17 protein-coding genes are annotated in these 14,671 nt (G+C 71.0%); 6 read left to right on the top strand and 11 right to left on the bottom strand.

Features of this window, described 5'->3' with window-relative positions:
* Positions 1-32 precede the first annotated feature (32 nt).
* The 3 genes from ACWEVO_RS12145 to ACWEVO_RS12135 form a co-directional block, all read right to left on the bottom strand.
* Positions 33-995: a carbohydrate ABC transporter permease gene (locus tag ACWEVO_RS12145; RefSeq protein WP_452307572.1), complete on the bottom strand. Its 963-nt coding sequence runs from the start codon at positions 993-995 to the stop codon at positions 33-35.
* 1 nt (position 996) lies between these two features.
* Positions 997-2,046 carry a carbohydrate ABC transporter permease gene (locus tag ACWEVO_RS12140; protein WP_452307571.1) on the bottom strand — a complete coding sequence of 350 codons (1,050 nt, stop codon included), beginning with the start codon at positions 2,044-2,046 and terminating at the stop codon, positions 997-999.
* Between the two features lie 68 nt (positions 2,047-2,114).
* On the bottom strand, positions 2,115-3,458 hold the full coding sequence (locus tag ACWEVO_RS12135) for an ABC transporter substrate-binding protein (protein ID WP_452307570.1): 1,344 nt from the start codon (positions 3,456-3,458) through the stop codon (positions 2,115-2,117).
* Positions 3,459-3,721: 263 nt separating this feature from the next.
* On the opposite strand from ACWEVO_RS12135, the gene ACWEVO_RS12130 reads away from it, so the two are divergent.
* Positions 3,722-4,501 (top strand): peptidoglycan DD-metalloendopeptidase family protein, encoded by a 780-nt coding sequence (locus ACWEVO_RS12130; RefSeq protein ID WP_452307569.1) that lies wholly within the window; start codon positions 3,722-3,724, stop codon positions 4,499-4,501.
* Between the two features lie 43 nt (positions 4,502-4,544).
* Here the strand turns inward: ACWEVO_RS12130 and ACWEVO_RS12125 are convergent, their stop codons facing one another.
* The 5 genes from ACWEVO_RS12125 to ACWEVO_RS12105 all read right to left on the bottom strand — a co-directional run bounded on the left by ACWEVO_RS12125 (position 4,545) and on the right by ACWEVO_RS12105 (position 6,963).
* Complete coding sequence (locus tag ACWEVO_RS12125) at positions 4,545-5,039, bottom strand: TspO/MBR family protein (protein ID WP_452307568.1); 495 nt, start codon at positions 5,037-5,039, stop codon at positions 4,545-4,547.
* A 145-nt stretch (positions 5,040-5,184) separates the two neighbouring features.
* Entirely contained in the window at positions 5,185-5,328 is a 144-nt protein-coding gene (locus tag ACWEVO_RS12120) for a GPGG-motif small membrane protein (RefSeq protein WP_233601029.1), read from the bottom strand.
* A 39-nt stretch (positions 5,329-5,367) separates the two neighbouring features.
* A complete protein-coding gene (locus ACWEVO_RS12115) occupies positions 5,368-6,099 on the bottom strand; it encodes a metallophosphoesterase family protein (RefSeq protein WP_452307575.1) in 732 nt (243 codons plus the stop codon).
* Between the two features lie 10 nt (positions 6,100-6,109).
* The gene (locus ACWEVO_RS12110) at positions 6,110-6,319 is read right to left on the bottom strand and encodes a hypothetical protein (protein ID WP_452307574.1); all 210 of its coding nucleotides are present in this window, start codon (positions 6,317-6,319) and stop codon (positions 6,110-6,112) included.
* 56 nt (positions 6,320-6,375) lie between these two features.
* Entirely contained in the window at positions 6,376-6,963 is a 588-nt protein-coding gene (locus ACWEVO_RS12105) for a nucleotidyltransferase (protein ID WP_452307573.1), read from the bottom strand.
* 147 nt (positions 6,964-7,110) lie between these two features.
* Here ACWEVO_RS12105 and ACWEVO_RS12100 point away from each other — a divergent pair, with 147 nt between their 5' ends.
* Positions 7,111-7,800 carry a dTMP kinase gene (locus ACWEVO_RS12100; protein WP_452307567.1) on the top strand — a complete coding sequence of 230 codons (690 nt, stop codon included), beginning with the start codon at positions 7,111-7,113 and terminating at the stop codon, positions 7,798-7,800.
* Here the strand turns inward: ACWEVO_RS12100 and ACWEVO_RS12095 are convergent.
* Complete coding sequence (locus ACWEVO_RS12095) at positions 7,785-8,471, bottom strand: SDR family oxidoreductase (protein WP_452307566.1); 687 nt, start codon at positions 8,469-8,471, stop codon at positions 7,785-7,787. The genes ACWEVO_RS12100 and ACWEVO_RS12095 overlap by 16 nt on opposite strands.
* Positions 8,472-8,771: 300 nt before the next feature.
* On the opposite strand from ACWEVO_RS12095, the gene ACWEVO_RS12090 reads away from it, so the two are divergent.
* From ACWEVO_RS12090 to ACWEVO_RS12080, 3 genes are all read left to right on the top strand, one after another.
* Positions 8,772-9,686: a MurR/RpiR family transcriptional regulator gene (locus ACWEVO_RS12090; RefSeq protein ID WP_452307565.1), complete on the top strand. Its 915-nt coding sequence runs from the start codon at positions 8,772-8,774 to the stop codon at positions 9,684-9,686.
* Positions 9,683-10,630 carry an N-acetylmuramic acid 6-phosphate etherase gene (murQ, locus tag ACWEVO_RS12085; RefSeq protein ID WP_452307564.1) on the top strand — a complete coding sequence of 316 codons (948 nt, stop codon included), beginning with the start codon at positions 9,683-9,685 and terminating at the stop codon, positions 10,628-10,630. The genes ACWEVO_RS12090 and murQ overlap by 4 nt, the downstream gene beginning before the upstream one ends.
* 492 nt (positions 10,631-11,122) lie before the next feature.
* On the top strand, positions 11,123-12,112 hold the full coding sequence (locus ACWEVO_RS12080; RefSeq protein WP_208602949.1) for a sigma-70 family RNA polymerase sigma factor: 990 nt from the start codon (positions 11,123-11,125) through the stop codon (positions 12,110-12,112).
* 72 nt (positions 12,113-12,184) lie between these two features.
* Here the strand turns inward: ACWEVO_RS12080 and ACWEVO_RS12075 are convergent, their stop codons facing one another.
* Positions 12,185-13,147, bottom strand: coding sequence for an NlpC/P60 family protein (locus ACWEVO_RS12075; protein WP_452307563.1), 963 nt, complete (start codon positions 13,145-13,147; stop codon positions 12,185-12,187).
* A gap of 501 nt (positions 13,148-13,648) precedes the next feature.
* Here ACWEVO_RS12075 and ACWEVO_RS12070 point away from each other — a divergent pair.
* On the top strand, positions 13,649-14,164 hold the full coding sequence (locus ACWEVO_RS12070; RefSeq protein ID WP_452307562.1) for a DUF6232 family protein: 516 nt from the start codon (positions 13,649-13,651) through the stop codon (positions 14,162-14,164).
* A 1-nt stretch (position 14,165) separates the two neighbouring features.
* On the opposite strand, the gene ACWEVO_RS12065 is transcribed toward ACWEVO_RS12070, so the two are convergent.
* Positions 14,166-14,495: a DUF3817 domain-containing protein gene (locus ACWEVO_RS12065; protein ID WP_452307561.1), complete on the bottom strand. Its 330-nt coding sequence runs from the start codon at positions 14,493-14,495 to the stop codon at positions 14,166-14,168.
* Positions 14,496-14,671 lie beyond the last annotated feature (176 nt).

Below are 14,671 nucleotides of genomic sequence, written 5' to 3'. Positions count from 1 at the left end.
GCCGCCGGTCCCCGGCGGCGGCGGCGCAGGGGTCAGCCCTTGACGCTGCCGGCGAGCAGGCCCCGCACGAAAAAGCGCTGAAGGGACAGGAACACGATCAGCGGTACGACGATCGACACGAACGCGCCGGAGGTCAGCCGCTGCCACTCGTTGCCCCGGGTGCCGGCCATCTCGGCGAGCCGGACCGTCAGCGGAGCGGTCTCGTTGCCGCCACCCGCGAAGATGAGCGCGACCAGCAGGTCGTTCCAGACCCAGAGGAACTGGAAGATGCCGAACGCGGCCAGCGCGGGCGTGATCAGCGGCAGCACGATGGTGCGGAAGATCTTCGGGTGGGTGGCCCCGTCGACCCGGGCCGCCTCCATCAGGTCCGACGGCAGCTGCGCGATGAAGTTGTGCAGCAGGAACACGGCGAACGGCAGGGCGAAGCAGGTGTGCGCGAACCACACCTGGGCGAACTTCTGCTCGTCCACCAGGTCCCAGGCCGGGAGCACCTGGACGCCGGCGACGGTGACGCCGGTGGAGAAGAACTTCAGCAGCGGCACCAGGGCCATCTGCAGCGGGACGATCTGCAGCGCGAAGATCGCGATGTAGAGCCAGTCCCGCCCCTTGAAGTTGATCCAGGCCAGCGCGTACGCGGCCAGCGCCGCGAAGGCCGTGGGGAAGAGCACCGAGGGGATGGTGATCGCCAGCGAGTTGATGAAGTAGCTGGCGAGCTGGCCGGAGGACGAGGAGCTGCTGAAGAGCACCTCCCGGTAGTTCTCCAGGGTGAACTGCGGATTGGTGAAGAACGTCCACCAGCCGGTGCTCTTGATCTGATCCTCGGGCCGGAACGAGGAGATGAACAGGCCGAAGGTCGGGACCGTCCAGAGCAGCGCGATGACGATCGACACCAGGGTGGCCGTCCGGCTGTTCAGGCGCTTGCGGACCCGGCCGACCCGGGTGGTCTTCGTGGTGGCCTGGACGCCGGCTCCGACGGTGGGCGTGGCGGTGGTCATCTCAGCCCTCCCGCTGCTGACGCAGATTACGGATCTGGAAGATCACGAGCGGAACGACCAGGACGAAGAGGAAGACCGCCAGGGCCGAGCCCTGCCCGGGCTCGCCGTACCGGAACGCCTGGTTGTACATCTCGTTCGCGATCACGCTGGTGTCGTAGTTGCCGTTGGTGGCGGTCCGGACGATGTCGAAGACCTTGAGCGTGGCGATCGACAGCGTCACCACCACCACGATCAGCGCCGGCCGGATGCTCGGCATGGTGATCTGCCAGAACATCTGCCACGGGCTGACGCCGTCGAGGCGGGCCGCCTCGACGATGTCCGCCGGGATGGCCTTGATGGCGGCCGAGAGCACCACCATGGCGAAGCCGGCCTGGATCCAGATCATGATCACGATCAGCAGGAGGGTGTTGAGCGGAGAGTCGAGCAGCCACTGCTTGGGCTCCCCGCCGAGGCTGACCACGATCTGGTTGAGCAGTCCGATCTGTTCCTCACCGTCACCGCGGTAGGCGTAGACGAACTTCCAGATGATGGTGGCGCCGACGAACGAGATCGCCATCGGCAGGAAGATCAGCGACTTGGCCAGCGACTCGAGCCGGGCCCGGTCCACCAGCACCGCGTAGATCAGGCCGAACGCGGTGGCGACCAGCGGCACCAGGAGCACCCAGACCAGGGTGTTGATCAGCACCCGGACGATCGAGGGCTCGGAGAACATCCAGCCGTAGTTGCGCAGTCCGACCCAGTTGGCGCTGTCCTTGTCCATGAACGAGAGCAGCGTGGTGCGGATCGCCGGCACCACCAGCCCGACGAGGAGGAACAGCAGCGTGGGCAGCAGGAAGAAGAGCGCGAAGATGCCCTCGCGCGGCTTGCGCCGCCGAGGCAGCGGGGCGCCGCTGGCCGAGGCGGCGACCAGCTGCGCCTCCCGCCGGCGGGCGAACCAGGCCGGTACCACGTCGAGGAGCAGGAGCAGGCCGCCCACCACCGCGACGAAAGCGATCAGCCCGTACATCAGCATGAGGAACTTCGGCTGTTCCTCCGCGAAGTCGAACTCCATCGACCCTCCCAGGGGTTGGATCGAGCGGTGGTCCGGCCCGCGGGCGCGGACCGGACCACCGGCTCAGATCACTTCGGCCAGCTGCTCTCGATGCCGTTCAGGACCGTGGTGGTGTCCTTGCCGTTGATCCAGTCGACCATGCCCTTCCAGAAGGTGCCCGCGCCGACCGCGGCCGGCATCAGGTCCGAGCCGTCGAAGCGGAAGACGGTCTTCGGGTCCTGGAGGATCTGGACGGAGAGCTTGTCCACCGGGTTCGGGACGTTGTTCAGGTCGAGCTTCTTGTTCGCCGACACCCAGTCGCCGATCTTGGCGCGGCTGTTGGCGTACTCGCCGGAGGCCAGGTAGGTCTGCACCGCCTGGACCTCGGGACGGTCGGCGAAGGCCGTGACGAACTCGCCGCCGCCGAGCACCGGCTTGCCCTTGGCCGGGTCGACGGCCGGGAAGTAGAACGCGAAGACGTCGCCGTCCTCGGCCACCTTGGTGCCCTGGGGCCACTGGTTGGCGTAGAAGGACGCCTGCCGGTGCAGGGCGCACTTGTTCTTGAGGATCGGCGTGCCGGCCTCCTGGAAGGAGGTGGTGGCGATGCTCTTCACGCCGCCGAAGCCGCCGTTGACGTACTTGTCGTTCTTGAGGATCGTGCCGGCCTTGTCGACCGCCTCGGCGACCTTCGGGTCGTTGAACGGGATGCCGTGGGTGGTCCACTGGTCGTAGACCTCGGGCGTCTGCGTACGCAGCATGAGGTCCTCGATCCAGTCGGTGGCCGGCCAGCCGGTCGCGTCACCGGACTCGATGCCGGCGCACCACGGCTTCACGCCGCTCGCCGCGATCTGGTCGCTGAGCTTGATCAGCTCGTCCCAGGTCTGCGGGACCTGCCAGCCCTTCTCCTTGAAGGTCTTCGGCGAGTACCAGACGAAGGACTTCACGTTGGAGCCCAGCGGCGCGCCGTAGAACTTGCCGTCGACGGTGCTGTACTTCAGCCAGTCGGGGGAGTAGTTCTGCTCCGCCATGGCCTTGGTGTCGGCGCCGGCCGGCTTGAGCTTGCCCGCGTCGGCGAACCGCTTGAGCAGACCCGGCTGGGGGATGAAGGCCAGGTCGGGGGCGTTGCCGCCGTCGACGCGGACACCCAGCTGGGCCTCGAACTCGCCGGAGCCCTCGTGGTCGATCTTGATGCCGGTGCAGTCCTCGAACTGCTTCCAGGACTGCGCCAGGCGGTCGGCCTCGATGTCCCGGATGGACGAGTAGATCGTGACCTTCTTGCCGTCGTGGCCCTGGTACTTCTCGTATGCGGCGCACTCGGGGGAGCTCGCCTTGCCGCTCTTCTTGTCGTTGCCGGTGCCGCAGGCGGTGACGCCGAGCGCCAGCCCCAGAACGCCGGCGATCGCGAGAGCCTGGCGCGATCTGGCAAACGCCATGCCGATCTCCTTCCTAGCCGGCGCGTGGGGGAAATCGAACCCGCGCCGGTCCGATGGTCGTCTCCACATGTAAGCGCTTGCATGTCGTCGGGTCCAGCCCCTACCGGACACGGCCAGGTAACAATCCCGAAACCCGCTCACCGGCCGTGGGCGCGCTCCCACGCTCTGCTCTTTCCACCTGCGGGAACGCCCCTTCCCATCGATGGCAATTTCTGTCACGCTGTCCGCATCACATCGAAAACTTTCAACATAGGAGGCAGTGGATGCGTAAGCGGTGGCTCAGCCTCGCGGCCGTGGGCGCGGTCCTCGCGGCGATCCTGGTGCCGGCGAGCCCGGCCATGGCGGCGCCGACCTTCAAGGTCCCGTTCCTCTGCAACCAGTCCTGGTCCGGCCAGACCCGGTCCGACCACAGCCCGCCGTACGCCATCGACTTCAACCGCACCGACGACCTCGGTGACCCGGTGGTGGCCAGCGCGCCCGGCACCGTGGACCGGGTGACCGACCTCGGCGGCACGAGCTACGGCAAGTACGTCCGGATCGACCACGGCAACGGCTACACCACCTACTACGCCCACCTGAGCGCCTTCAACGTCTCGGTCGGGCAGACCGTCGGCTACGGCAAGGTGATCGGATACGTGGGCAGCACCGGCGGCTCCACCGGCCCGCACCTGCACTACGAGCAGCGGCTGAGCGGCAACGACATCCAGGTCCGGTTCAACGGGGCGCTCGCCCTCTACTGGGGCACCAAGACCTACACCAGCGACAACGGCTGCTCCGGCACCAACTACGGCTCGGGCACCGTCAACACCACCTCCGGGGTGAGCCTGACCATCCGCTCCGGCCCGGGCACCAGCTACGACGCGGTCGGCTCGATCGCCGACGGCGCCACGGTGACCATCTACTGCCAGACCAGCGGCAGCTCGGTCTCCGGCACGTACGGCACCAGCTCGATCTGGGACCGGATCGGCACCGGCAAGTACATCTCCGACGCGTACGTCTACACCGGCTACGACGGCTACATCCCCGGCGTGGCGCGCTGCTGACCCACCGGGCGCGCGGGGTCCCCGGGTAGGGGCCCCGCGCGGCTCACCGGTTCAGCCGCCAGATCGCGAAATTGAGGGCGCCGGCGAAGGTGACCCAGGCCCAGTAGGGGAGCAACAGCCCGGCGGCCGGCCCGGAGACCCGCCGGAACCGGTCCACGGTCACCCCGATGGCCAGCCACATCAGCACCAGCTCGGCGAAGGCCAGCCCGTACCGCCCGGCGGCGAAGAAGAGCGGGGTCCAGAGCGCGTTGAGGGCGAGCTGGACGCTCCAGGCCCAGAGCGCCGGGCCCCACCCGACCCGCCGCCAGACCAGCCAGCCGGCGAGCGCGATCAGGGCGTAGAGCACGGTCCAGACCGGGCCGAAGAGCCAGGCCGGGGGTGACCAGGCGGGGCGTTCGAGGTCGCCGTACCGCTGCCCGGCGTCGCGGGCAGCGAGCCCGCCCACGGCCGCCGCGGCGGTCACCGCCGCACCGAAGCCGAGCAGCGCCCACCCCTTCCCGGCCCGGCCCAGCCGGCGGACGCTTCCGGAGATCGTCATGTCACCGGATGCCCGACGCAGGCCCGGACAAACGGGCCGCCCACGTGAAACGCCGGGGTCGCCCGATCCGGCGGTTCCTGTCTGGGAGGACGGAACGTCGGACCCGACGACCCCGGCGGGTCAGGGGGTAAGGGAATGAGGCGGATCAGGTGAAGATGCTGACGCCGCCCGGACCGACCAGCAGGCCGATGATGATGAGGACGATGCCCCACAGGATCTGCCGGCGGAACAGCGCGAGGATGCCGGCGACCACCAGTACGACTGCGAGAATCCAAAGAAGCAAGCTCAACATGCGGTCATCAATACCCTTGGCTCCCGTTCTCAAACCTCATGATCGGTCGAGGTGGTCGCCGAGGTGAAAGATGCTGTACGCCTGCTTGATGACCGGATGGGCGACGTTGCGTACCCGGACACCACCGGGAGTGGTGCCGCGCTCGCTGCCATGGTGGGCGTGCCCGTGCAGGGCCAGTGCGGTGGGCGCCGAGTCGATCGCCTGCCCGAGCTGGTAGCAGCCGAGGAACGGGTAGATCTCCAGCGGTTCACCGGCGAGGGTGTCCGGCACGGGGGAGTAGTGGGTCAGCGCGACCAGCAGGTCGCAGTCGAGGCCGCGCAGCGCCGTACCCAGCGCCTCCGAGCTCTCCTTGGTGGTCTGCACGAACGCCTTCATCTCGGGTTCGCCGAAGTCGCTGGCGCAGCGGCCGGCGAAGCCGCCGCCGAAGCCCTTCACGCCGGCCACGCCGAGCCGGCCGGCGGCGAACTCCAGCACGATGCCGTTCCCCTCCAGGACGGTGATCCCCACGTCCTCCAGCACCTTGACCACCTGCGGGACCTGGTCGCACTGGTGGTCGTGGTTGCCCAGCACGGTGATCACCGGCACCCCGAGGTTGCCGAACTCCTGCGCGACGCACCGCGCCTCGGCCTCGGTGCCGTGCCGGGTCAGGTCCCCGGCGAGCAGCAGCACGTCCGCGCAGTCGGGCAGCTCCTCCAGCGCCGGCCGGAACCGGCCGACCACGTCCTCGTCCAGGTGCACGTCGCCGACGGCGGCGATCCGGATCACGATCGAACCCTCCTCACGGCAGCTCCTCGACCTGGGTCGGCGCCTGGGTACGGGTCACCCCGATGTCGCTGGTGACCGGGACGTCGGGGAAGCGCTCGGCCACCCGGCGCAGGATCTCCTCCCGCCGGTGCGGGCTCTCCACCTCGCCGTAGAGCACCAGGCCGCGCTCCCGCCGGACCACGGTGATGCCCTGTTCGGCGACGGACGGGTCCTCGGCCAGCATGCTCTGGATCTCCGCCTCGACGTACTCGTCGGGCGGCGCGTCGCCGGACTGTCCGGTCACGGGATCTCCCTTCCTCCGGACGCGCCGCCGGGCAGCACGTCCAGCCGGTCCAGCAGCACCAGGAACGCCTCGGCGTACGGCGAGTGCTGCGTCTCCTTCCGTACCCGTTCCCAGTCGATCTGTTCCCGCAGCGAGCGGGCCAGCGGCAGGGCGCGGGCGAAGTCGCAGTAGTGCTGGGAGAAGCTGAGGAGCTTGTGCACCATCAGCTGACTGGCCGAGAGCACCGGCATGTGGATCGCGTCGACGGGCCGGACGATGGTGTCGGCGAAGGTCTCCTCGGTCACCGGGGTCTCGATCGGCCGGTGGATCAGGTCGACCATGCGTCCCTCGTCGTAGACCTTGACCAGCCAGTCCTCGGGCGGGCGCTCGGCGGTGAAGCCGGCCTCCACCAGCGCCTCCAGCGCGCGGTCCACGTCCTGCTCGCGGACCAGGAAGTCCACGTCGTGGTCGCTGGAGTGGCCGCCGTGGGCGTACACGGCGAAGCTGCCGCCGAGCGCGAAGGGGATCTCGGACTGCTTGAGCACGGCGGCGACCTTCTTCAGGGTGTGCACCAGGGTCTCGTCCCCGCGCTCGGCCATCTGGATCTCCCGTCGTCGTGCGTGGCGGTGGGATTGAAGTTGCGTACCCGGCGAACGGTTCGGCCACACCTGTTGCCGCCGCGCTCCGGGCGGGACGGGGACAGAAGCGGACAAACCGCCATCGAGGAGCGCGGGTCGGCTAGCCTCGACGAGGTGGCCAGGTCACTGCGGGTGCGGCGCGGCAGGGCCCGACTGCGCGCCGTCGCCCTGATCGGCATCGATGGCTCGGGCAAGACCACCCAGGCACACCGGCTCGCCGAGGCGCTCACGGCCGCCGGTCGGCCCGCCACCTACCACCGCAACGCCGGCGGCCGGCGCTGGCTCGGCCGGATCGCCCACCGGCTCGGCCGCCCGGACGCCCAACGCCTGGTCGGCCGGGACGGCCTGCTCGCCGTCGAGTCGGTGCTCCGCTGGCTCGCCATCGCCCTGGCGCTGCTGACCTGTGTGGTCACCGGCCGGACCGCGGTGATGGACCGCTACGCCGCCTGCCAGTACGCCAGCATCCGGGCGCACGGCGGGCAGCGCTGGGAGCGGCTGGCCCGGGCCGGCTACCGGGTCTTCCCCGCGCCCCAGGTCACCTTCCTGCTCACCGTCGACCCGGCCGAGGCGTACCGGCGGATCGAGCGGCGCGGTACCGACCGGGAGAGCATGGACTGGCTCACCGCCGCCGCCACCGCCTACCGGACCCTGCCCGAGTACGCCGGCTTCGTGGTGGTCGACGCCAACGGCTCGCCCGAGGACGTGTCCCGGCGGATCCGCGCGCACCTGACCGAGTGGCTCCCCGGGGACCCCACCACCGGCTCCGGCGACCCCGGTCCGGTGTCGGCTCAGGCCCGCCCGTAGACCGGGATGCTCGCGCCGCTGGTCGGCGCCGACTCGTCGGAGGCCAGGAAGCGGATCACCGCGGCGATCTCGGCCGGCGGCACCCACCGCCGGTGGTCGGCCTCCGGCTGGGCGGCCCGGTTCGCCGGCGTGTCGATGACGCTCGGCAGCACCGTGTTGCACCGGACCCCGCGCTGTCGGTACTCGACCGCGACCGCGTTCGCGAAGGCGAGCACCGCCGCCTTGGCGGTGGCGTAGCCGGCCGCGCCGGGGAAGGGGGCCACCGCCGCCCGGGCCGAGACGCACACCACGGCGCCGCCGGCCGCCACCAGGTGCGGCAACGCCGCCTGGGTGACCAGGTACGTCGGGCGCAGGTTGATCCGCAGCATCCGGTCGAACTCCTCGATCGGGGTCTCGTGCACCAGCCCGCCACTGGCGTACCCGCCGACCAGGTTGACCACCGCGCGCAGCGGCGCCGCGGGCTCGGCGGTGGCCGCCTCGACGGCCCGCGCCACCCCGCCGGGATCCAGCAGGTCGGTCGTCACCCGGACCGGTCCGGGCGTCCCGGCCGTCGTCCCGCCGCCCTCCCGTTCCGGGACGACCACCCGCCAGCCGGCCTTCAGGAAGGCCGCGGTGACCGCACCGCCCAGCCCGCCCGTGCCTCCGGTCACCAGCACCGTGCGCTCCGCCATGGCCACACGCTAGCCGCCGGGCGGGCGGTTCGGTGGTCGGGGGGCGATTCGCCCTGGTCGATGCGGGTCCGGCGGGCGGGCCGGCCGTCCGGCGGACCGGCCCGACCGTCCGGCCGGTGTCCGGTGCACGACGGCCGACCCGCGGGGTGGGCCGGCCCGGCCGAGTCGACCGGACCGGAGGAGGTGGCCGGGCTGCGGGAATGGGACCCTTGCCGGGCGGGACCCGCGCGGAAGGCGGTACTTTTCCCGATACGCGGCGTCGTGGTTGACGGTCACGCCTCGTGAAAGTAAGTTTCATCCGTGGCGAAGAGTCCGAAGATTTCTGCGAGTCACGAACCTGGTGGACTGATCGTCCACATCAGTGGCCTGCTCCCGTCGCTGTCCCCCGCCGAGCAGCGGGTGGCCCGGCTGGTCGTCGCTGACCCGGCGGACGCCGCCCGGCGCACCATCACCGACCTCGCCACCGCCGCCGAGACCTCCGAAGCGACCGTCATCCGGTTCTGCCGGTCGGTCGGCATGGAGGGCTACCCCCAGCTGCGGATCCGGCTGGCCGCCGAGGCCGCGCGCCGGGTGGAGCCGCCGGACGCCCGGGTGGTCGGCGGTGACATCCCGCCGGGGGCCGACCTCGCGCAGATCATCGCGACCATCGCGTTCAACGACGCCCGGGCCGTCGAGGAGACCGCCGAGCAGCTCGATCCGGCGGTCTGCGAGCGGGTGGTCGAGGCGATCGCGGCGGCCGGCCGGATCGACGTCTACGGCGCCGGCGCCAGCGGCTTCGTCGCCTCCGACTTCCAACAGAAGCTGCACCGGATCGGCCGCACCGCCTTCTACTTCCCGGACGTGCACACCGCGTTGACCTCGGCCGCCCTGCTCGGCCGGGGCGACGTGGCGGTCGGCATCTCGCACACCGGCACCACCTCTGACGTCATCGAGGTGCTCGAGCAGGCCCGGGCCCGGGGCGCCACCACCGTGGCGCTGACCAACTTCCCCCGGTCACCGATCACCGAGGTGGCCGACCACGTGCTCACCACCGCCGCCCGGGAGACGACATACCGCTCCGGCGCGATGGCCAGCCGGCTGGCCCAGCTCACCGTCGTCGACTGTCTCTTCGTCGGGGTGGCCGCGCGCAGCCGGGCCAAGGCGAAGAAGGCGCTGGAGGTGACCGCGGAGGCGGTCCAGTCGCACCGGGTCGGCGCGGGCCGGAGGCGGGCATGACGGCGGGCCGGGTGGAGCCCGACGAGGTGGCCGGGGTGCGGCCCGTGGTGCGGGTGGGCGCGCCCACCGAGCGGCGCAACCCGCAGAGCGTCGACCTCGACCTGATGTCGACCCGCGACGTGCTCACCGTCATCAACGAGGCGGACCGGCGGGTGCCGGCCGCCGTGGCCGCCGTCCTGGACGAGATCGCGGAGACCGTCGACCTGGCGGTGGCCGCGCTGCGCGGCGGGCACCGGGTGCACTACTTCGGCGCCGGCACCTCCGGCCGGCTCGGCGTGCTGGACGCCGCCGAGCTCGCCCCGACCTTCAACTCGCCCCGGCACTGGTTCTGCGCCCACCTGGCCGGCGGGCCGGAGGCGATGTGGCGGGCCGTGGAGGATGCCGAGGACGACGAGCGCGGCGGCTCCGCGGAGGCAGTCGACTGCGTACGCCCCGGCGACCTGGTGGTCGGCCTGGCCGCCAGCGGACGCACCCCGTACGTCCTGGGGGCGCTCGACGCGTCCCGGGCCCAGGGGGCCTCGACCGTGCTGCTCTGCGCCAATCCGGAGGCCGACGCCGCCTCGTCGGTGGACGTCTTCATCGGGGTGGACACCGGACCCGAGGTGGTCACCGGGTCGACCCGGATGAAGGCGGGCACCGCGCAGAAGTTGGTGCTCAACACCTTCTCCACGGCCGTCATGGTGCGCCTCGGACGGGTCTACTCGAACCTCATGATCGACATGGTGGCCACCAACGCGAAGCTCCGCGGCCGGATGATCTCGATCCTGATGGAGGCCACCGGCTGCGCCGAGGAGGTCTGCCGGGCGGCCCTGAACGAGGCCGACGGTGACCTCAAGACCGCCCTGGTCTCGCTGGTCTCCGGCGCGGAGGTCTCCGCCGCCCGGGCCGCGCTGGCCCGCTCCGCCGACCAGGTACGCGGCGCGCTGGCCCTGCTCGCCCCCTGACCGGCCCGCGCCGTCCCCGCCCCGCCGGCGGGGTCCGCCGCCCGCGTCCGGTCCGTGTCCGGTCGCCCCGCCGCGGGTGCGACGCGTATCACCCTGCCCGGGGGGACGTCTTCCGCGCTGCGGATTGTTCCATGAGGCGTGGGGTAATCCTCACCCGTGGCTGAACCGACCGGTGCACGGGCGCGTATCAGGCAGTGACCAGGATCGCAATGAGGCGGTGACGCGGGTCGCTGTGTTCATGGATTCGGCAATGGTGCGATTCCATGGGCGGGAGCTGATTCCGCTGCTCCGACGCCCTGCCCAGCAGGGGGTACGCGGGCCACCCGAGCAGGGGTCCTGACAGCAAACATGGACCGGGCTCTCAGCTACCACTCAGGCATTCGTGACAGTTTCGACTCACGACATGGAATCCCCGACGCGTCTCATCTGTTGTGTAGGTGTCAGCACCTACGGGCACAGCGGAGGTTACGGGGAGGGCTGATGAACGTGGGGATGGCAAGGAACCGGGCAACCGGCGCGAGCGAGGGGACCGTGGCAATCGTGGACAAGAACATCGGCATGCGTACCGACGAGGTCGCCGAGGAGCGGGACCTGGTCGGCGTCTACCTGCACGAGATCTCCCGGACGCCGCTGCTGGACGCCGCCAAGGAGGTCGATCTCTCCAAGGCGATCGAGGCCGGCCTCTACGCCGAGCACCTGCTCGGCGAGGACCGCGTCCCCGCCGGCGTCGACCGGGAGGACCTGGAGCGGCTGGTCGTCGAGGGGGAGCGCGCGAAGGACCTGTTCATCCGCGCCAACCTGCGACTGGTCGTCTCGATCGCCCGCCGCTACGTGCGGTCGGGCATGCCCATGCTGGACCTGATCCAGGAGGGCAACACCGGCCTGGTCCGGGCCGTCGAGAAGTTCGACTACGAGCGCGGCTACAAGTTCTCCACCTACGCGACCTGGTGGATCCGCCAGGCCATCAGCCGGGCGATCGCCCAGCAGGAGCGCACCGTGCGCCTGCCCGTGCACCTGGTCGAGGACGTCAACCGGATGCGCAACGTGGCCCGGCAGCTCACCCGTGAGCTGGGCAGCGACCCGGAGCCGGAGCAGATCGCGGCGGCGCTCGGCGTCACGGTCGAGCGGGTCAACGAGCTGCGGCGCTGGTCGCAGGACACCGTCTCGCTGGACACCCCGGTGGGCGACGACGGCGACACCAACCTCGGTGACCTGGTCGCCGACAGCGACGCCCCGTCGCCGGAGGAGATCGTCCTCACCGGCCTGGAGCGGCAGCGGATCGAGGGCCTGCTCAACCACCTCGACGACCGGTCGGCCGGCATCATGCGGGCCCGCTACGGGCTGGAGGACGGCCGGGAGCACTCGCTGACCGAGGTCGCCTCGCGGTTCTCGCTCTCCCGGGAGCGGATCCGCCAGCTGGAGATCCAGGCCCTCGGCCGGCTCCGCGAGCTGGCCCGCGCCGAGGGGCTGCAGGCGGCCTGAGCTGGTAGTAATTGACACAACGAACGGCCGGCGTCCGATAGGGGGACGCCGGCCGTTCGCCGTGTCGAGGGGTCAGCGGACCCGGCCGTAGCCCTGGATCGACATGATGTCCATGCCCCGCTTGTTGACGTTGCGGCCAGCGCTGGGCGCGTCGATGATCTGACCGCTGCCCACGTAGATCGCCACGTGCCCCAGGCCCGAATAGAAGACCAGGTCGCCGGGTTGCAGCGAGCTGCGGCTGATCCGGGCGGTGGCGTCCCACTGCATCGCCGCGTTGTGCGGCAACGACTTTCCGGCCGCCCGCCAGGCCGCCAGGGTGAGGCCCGAGCAGTCGTAGCCGTCCGGCCCGTCGGCCCCGTAGACGTACGGCTTGCCGATCGCCCCGTACGCGTAGCGGACCGCCACGCCCGCCGAACCGGAGATGTTCGGCGCGCTGGCCGTCGACCTCGTCGGTGCCTCGGTGGCCCGGCCGTACGCCTGCCGGCGCAGCTGGTAGAGCCGGGCCAGGTCGGCCTCGATCTTCTTCTTGCCCGCGGCGAGCTGCTTGGCCTGGGCGGCCTGCCGGGCCAGGGTGGCGTCCAGCCGGGTCTTCTGGTCGATCAGCTGGCGCTGGTTCTCGGTGAAGCCGTTGATCGTCGCCTGGCGCTGCCGGCTCAACTGGTCCAGGGCGCCCAGCCGCTCCGGCAGGGTGGTCGACGCGCCGGGCTCCAGCAGCGCCTGCGCGGTCCGCAGCCCACCGGTCTTGTACGCGGTCGCGGCCAGGAGCCCCACCTCGGCGCGGCTCTGCTCGGTCTGCGCCTGCAACGGGCCGATCCTGGTCTGCAGGGTGGCCGCGGTGGCCTTGTTGGCCTTGATCTCCTCATTGAGCTTGTTGTAGGACTCGACGATTCGCTCCAGCTCAGTCGAGGACTTCTCGATCTGCTTGGTCAGCTCGGCGGGGGTGGGCGTGGCCCGGGCCACCGATGCCGGCGCGATCAGCGCGGCCGAGAGGCCGGCCACCGCCAACGCGCGCAGCAGCATCCGTAAGGACGACAAGAGCGGAAAGCTCCTCTCCGACGGCCGCCGCGGCCCGTGGTGCGCCGCGGCGACACCGGCCCGGGCCATCCGGGCTGGATGGCGGTCGACCGGACCGACCTGCACAACCTAACCCGAGACGAGAGGGGGCGGGAGTTGAAGCAGGGGCGAATGTTGGCAAAGTGCCGGAAAGTGAAACTGGGGACAGTGACGCCTCGTGACCGGATTGCCGACGGGCGGTGGCCGACCGGATCCCGGATGGGCGGTTGGTGTTGCTGGCCCGATTCGTCGTTCTGGACGGATGTCGCCATGGCCCGCAACGCAAAATGCCGATAAAGAGGAAATGAATACTCTTTCCCGGCGACTTCCCCCGTGCTGGTCCGAGCCGTCGGCAGGGGAAACCCCGGTTCCGGTTGCGCGTGCGACACACAATGAAGCGCGAGTCGGGAATCCCGCCATTCGGTATCGGCACAGGTCAGCGATGGCGCAGAGGCCCGGCGCGCGACCCCCCGGGAGGACGCCGTGCAGACCGATGGCTCCACCACCCGCCCGCCCCGGGCGGCCCCACCGACCCTCCTCTACGCCCGCCCCGGCATCGTGGTCACCGCCGAACGCTTCACGGTCGGCCGGGCCAGCTGGCCGGTGGCCGAACTCACCCAGGTCTGGACCACGCGTGGCCCGCACGACCGGCTGGCCCTACGGGCGGTCGGGGTGAGCGGCGCCCTGATCGGCGCCGTCGGAGTGCTGCTCGGGTTCACCGGCGGGCTGCAGCGGCTCACCGCGGCCGCGTACCTGACGCTCGGCGCGGTGGGCCTGCTGCCGGTGCTGCTGGTGCTGATCGGCGACCGCTGGCGACCGCCGGCGTACGAGCTGTGGGGGCGGCACAAGGGCACCGAGGTGCTGCTCTTCAGCAGCGACGACGAGCGGCAGTTCGGCCAGGTCTCCCGGGCCCTGCGGCGGGCCCGGGAGGGCGCGCGCCTGGGTGGCTGGGAGGACCCGGTGGCCTCGGCCGGGGTGTGGCGGCCGAACCGCCGGTGAGTCAGCCGGCGACCGGCTCCGGGGTCCGCGGCCGCTCGGAGTCGGCCAGCCAGTGGCTCACCCGGCGCTCCGCGTAGAACGACACGAACGGCACCGTGCCGGCGAGCATCACCAGCAGCATCCGCTTCAGCGGGAAGTTGGCCCGCCGGGACAGGTCGAAGGTGAGCGCCAGGTAGATCATGTAGAGCCAGCCGTGCGCGGTGCCGACCACGGCCACCACGGCCGGGCTGTCGAAGAAGTACTTCAGCGGCATGCCGATCAGGACCAGCACCACCAGCGCCACGCCCACGATCCAGGCGATCACGCGGTACCGGGTAAGGGCTCCGCCCACCGTCGTCCGTCCTTCCGAAGCCGGCGTCAGCCGGGATAGTCGCCGGGCCTCGCGCCCGGGTTGGCGTTCAACCATGACAGGTAGCGGTTGTAGTCGGCGAGGTCGCCGTCGTCCGCCCCGTCGACCGGAGCGGCCGGCCCGCGGCTGACCCGCACCGGTCGGCGTACCGCCGGAGC

Source organism: Micromonospora sp. NPDC003776 (assembly GCF_053605645.1).
This window is presented reverse-complemented; position numbering and strand designations above follow the sequence as displayed.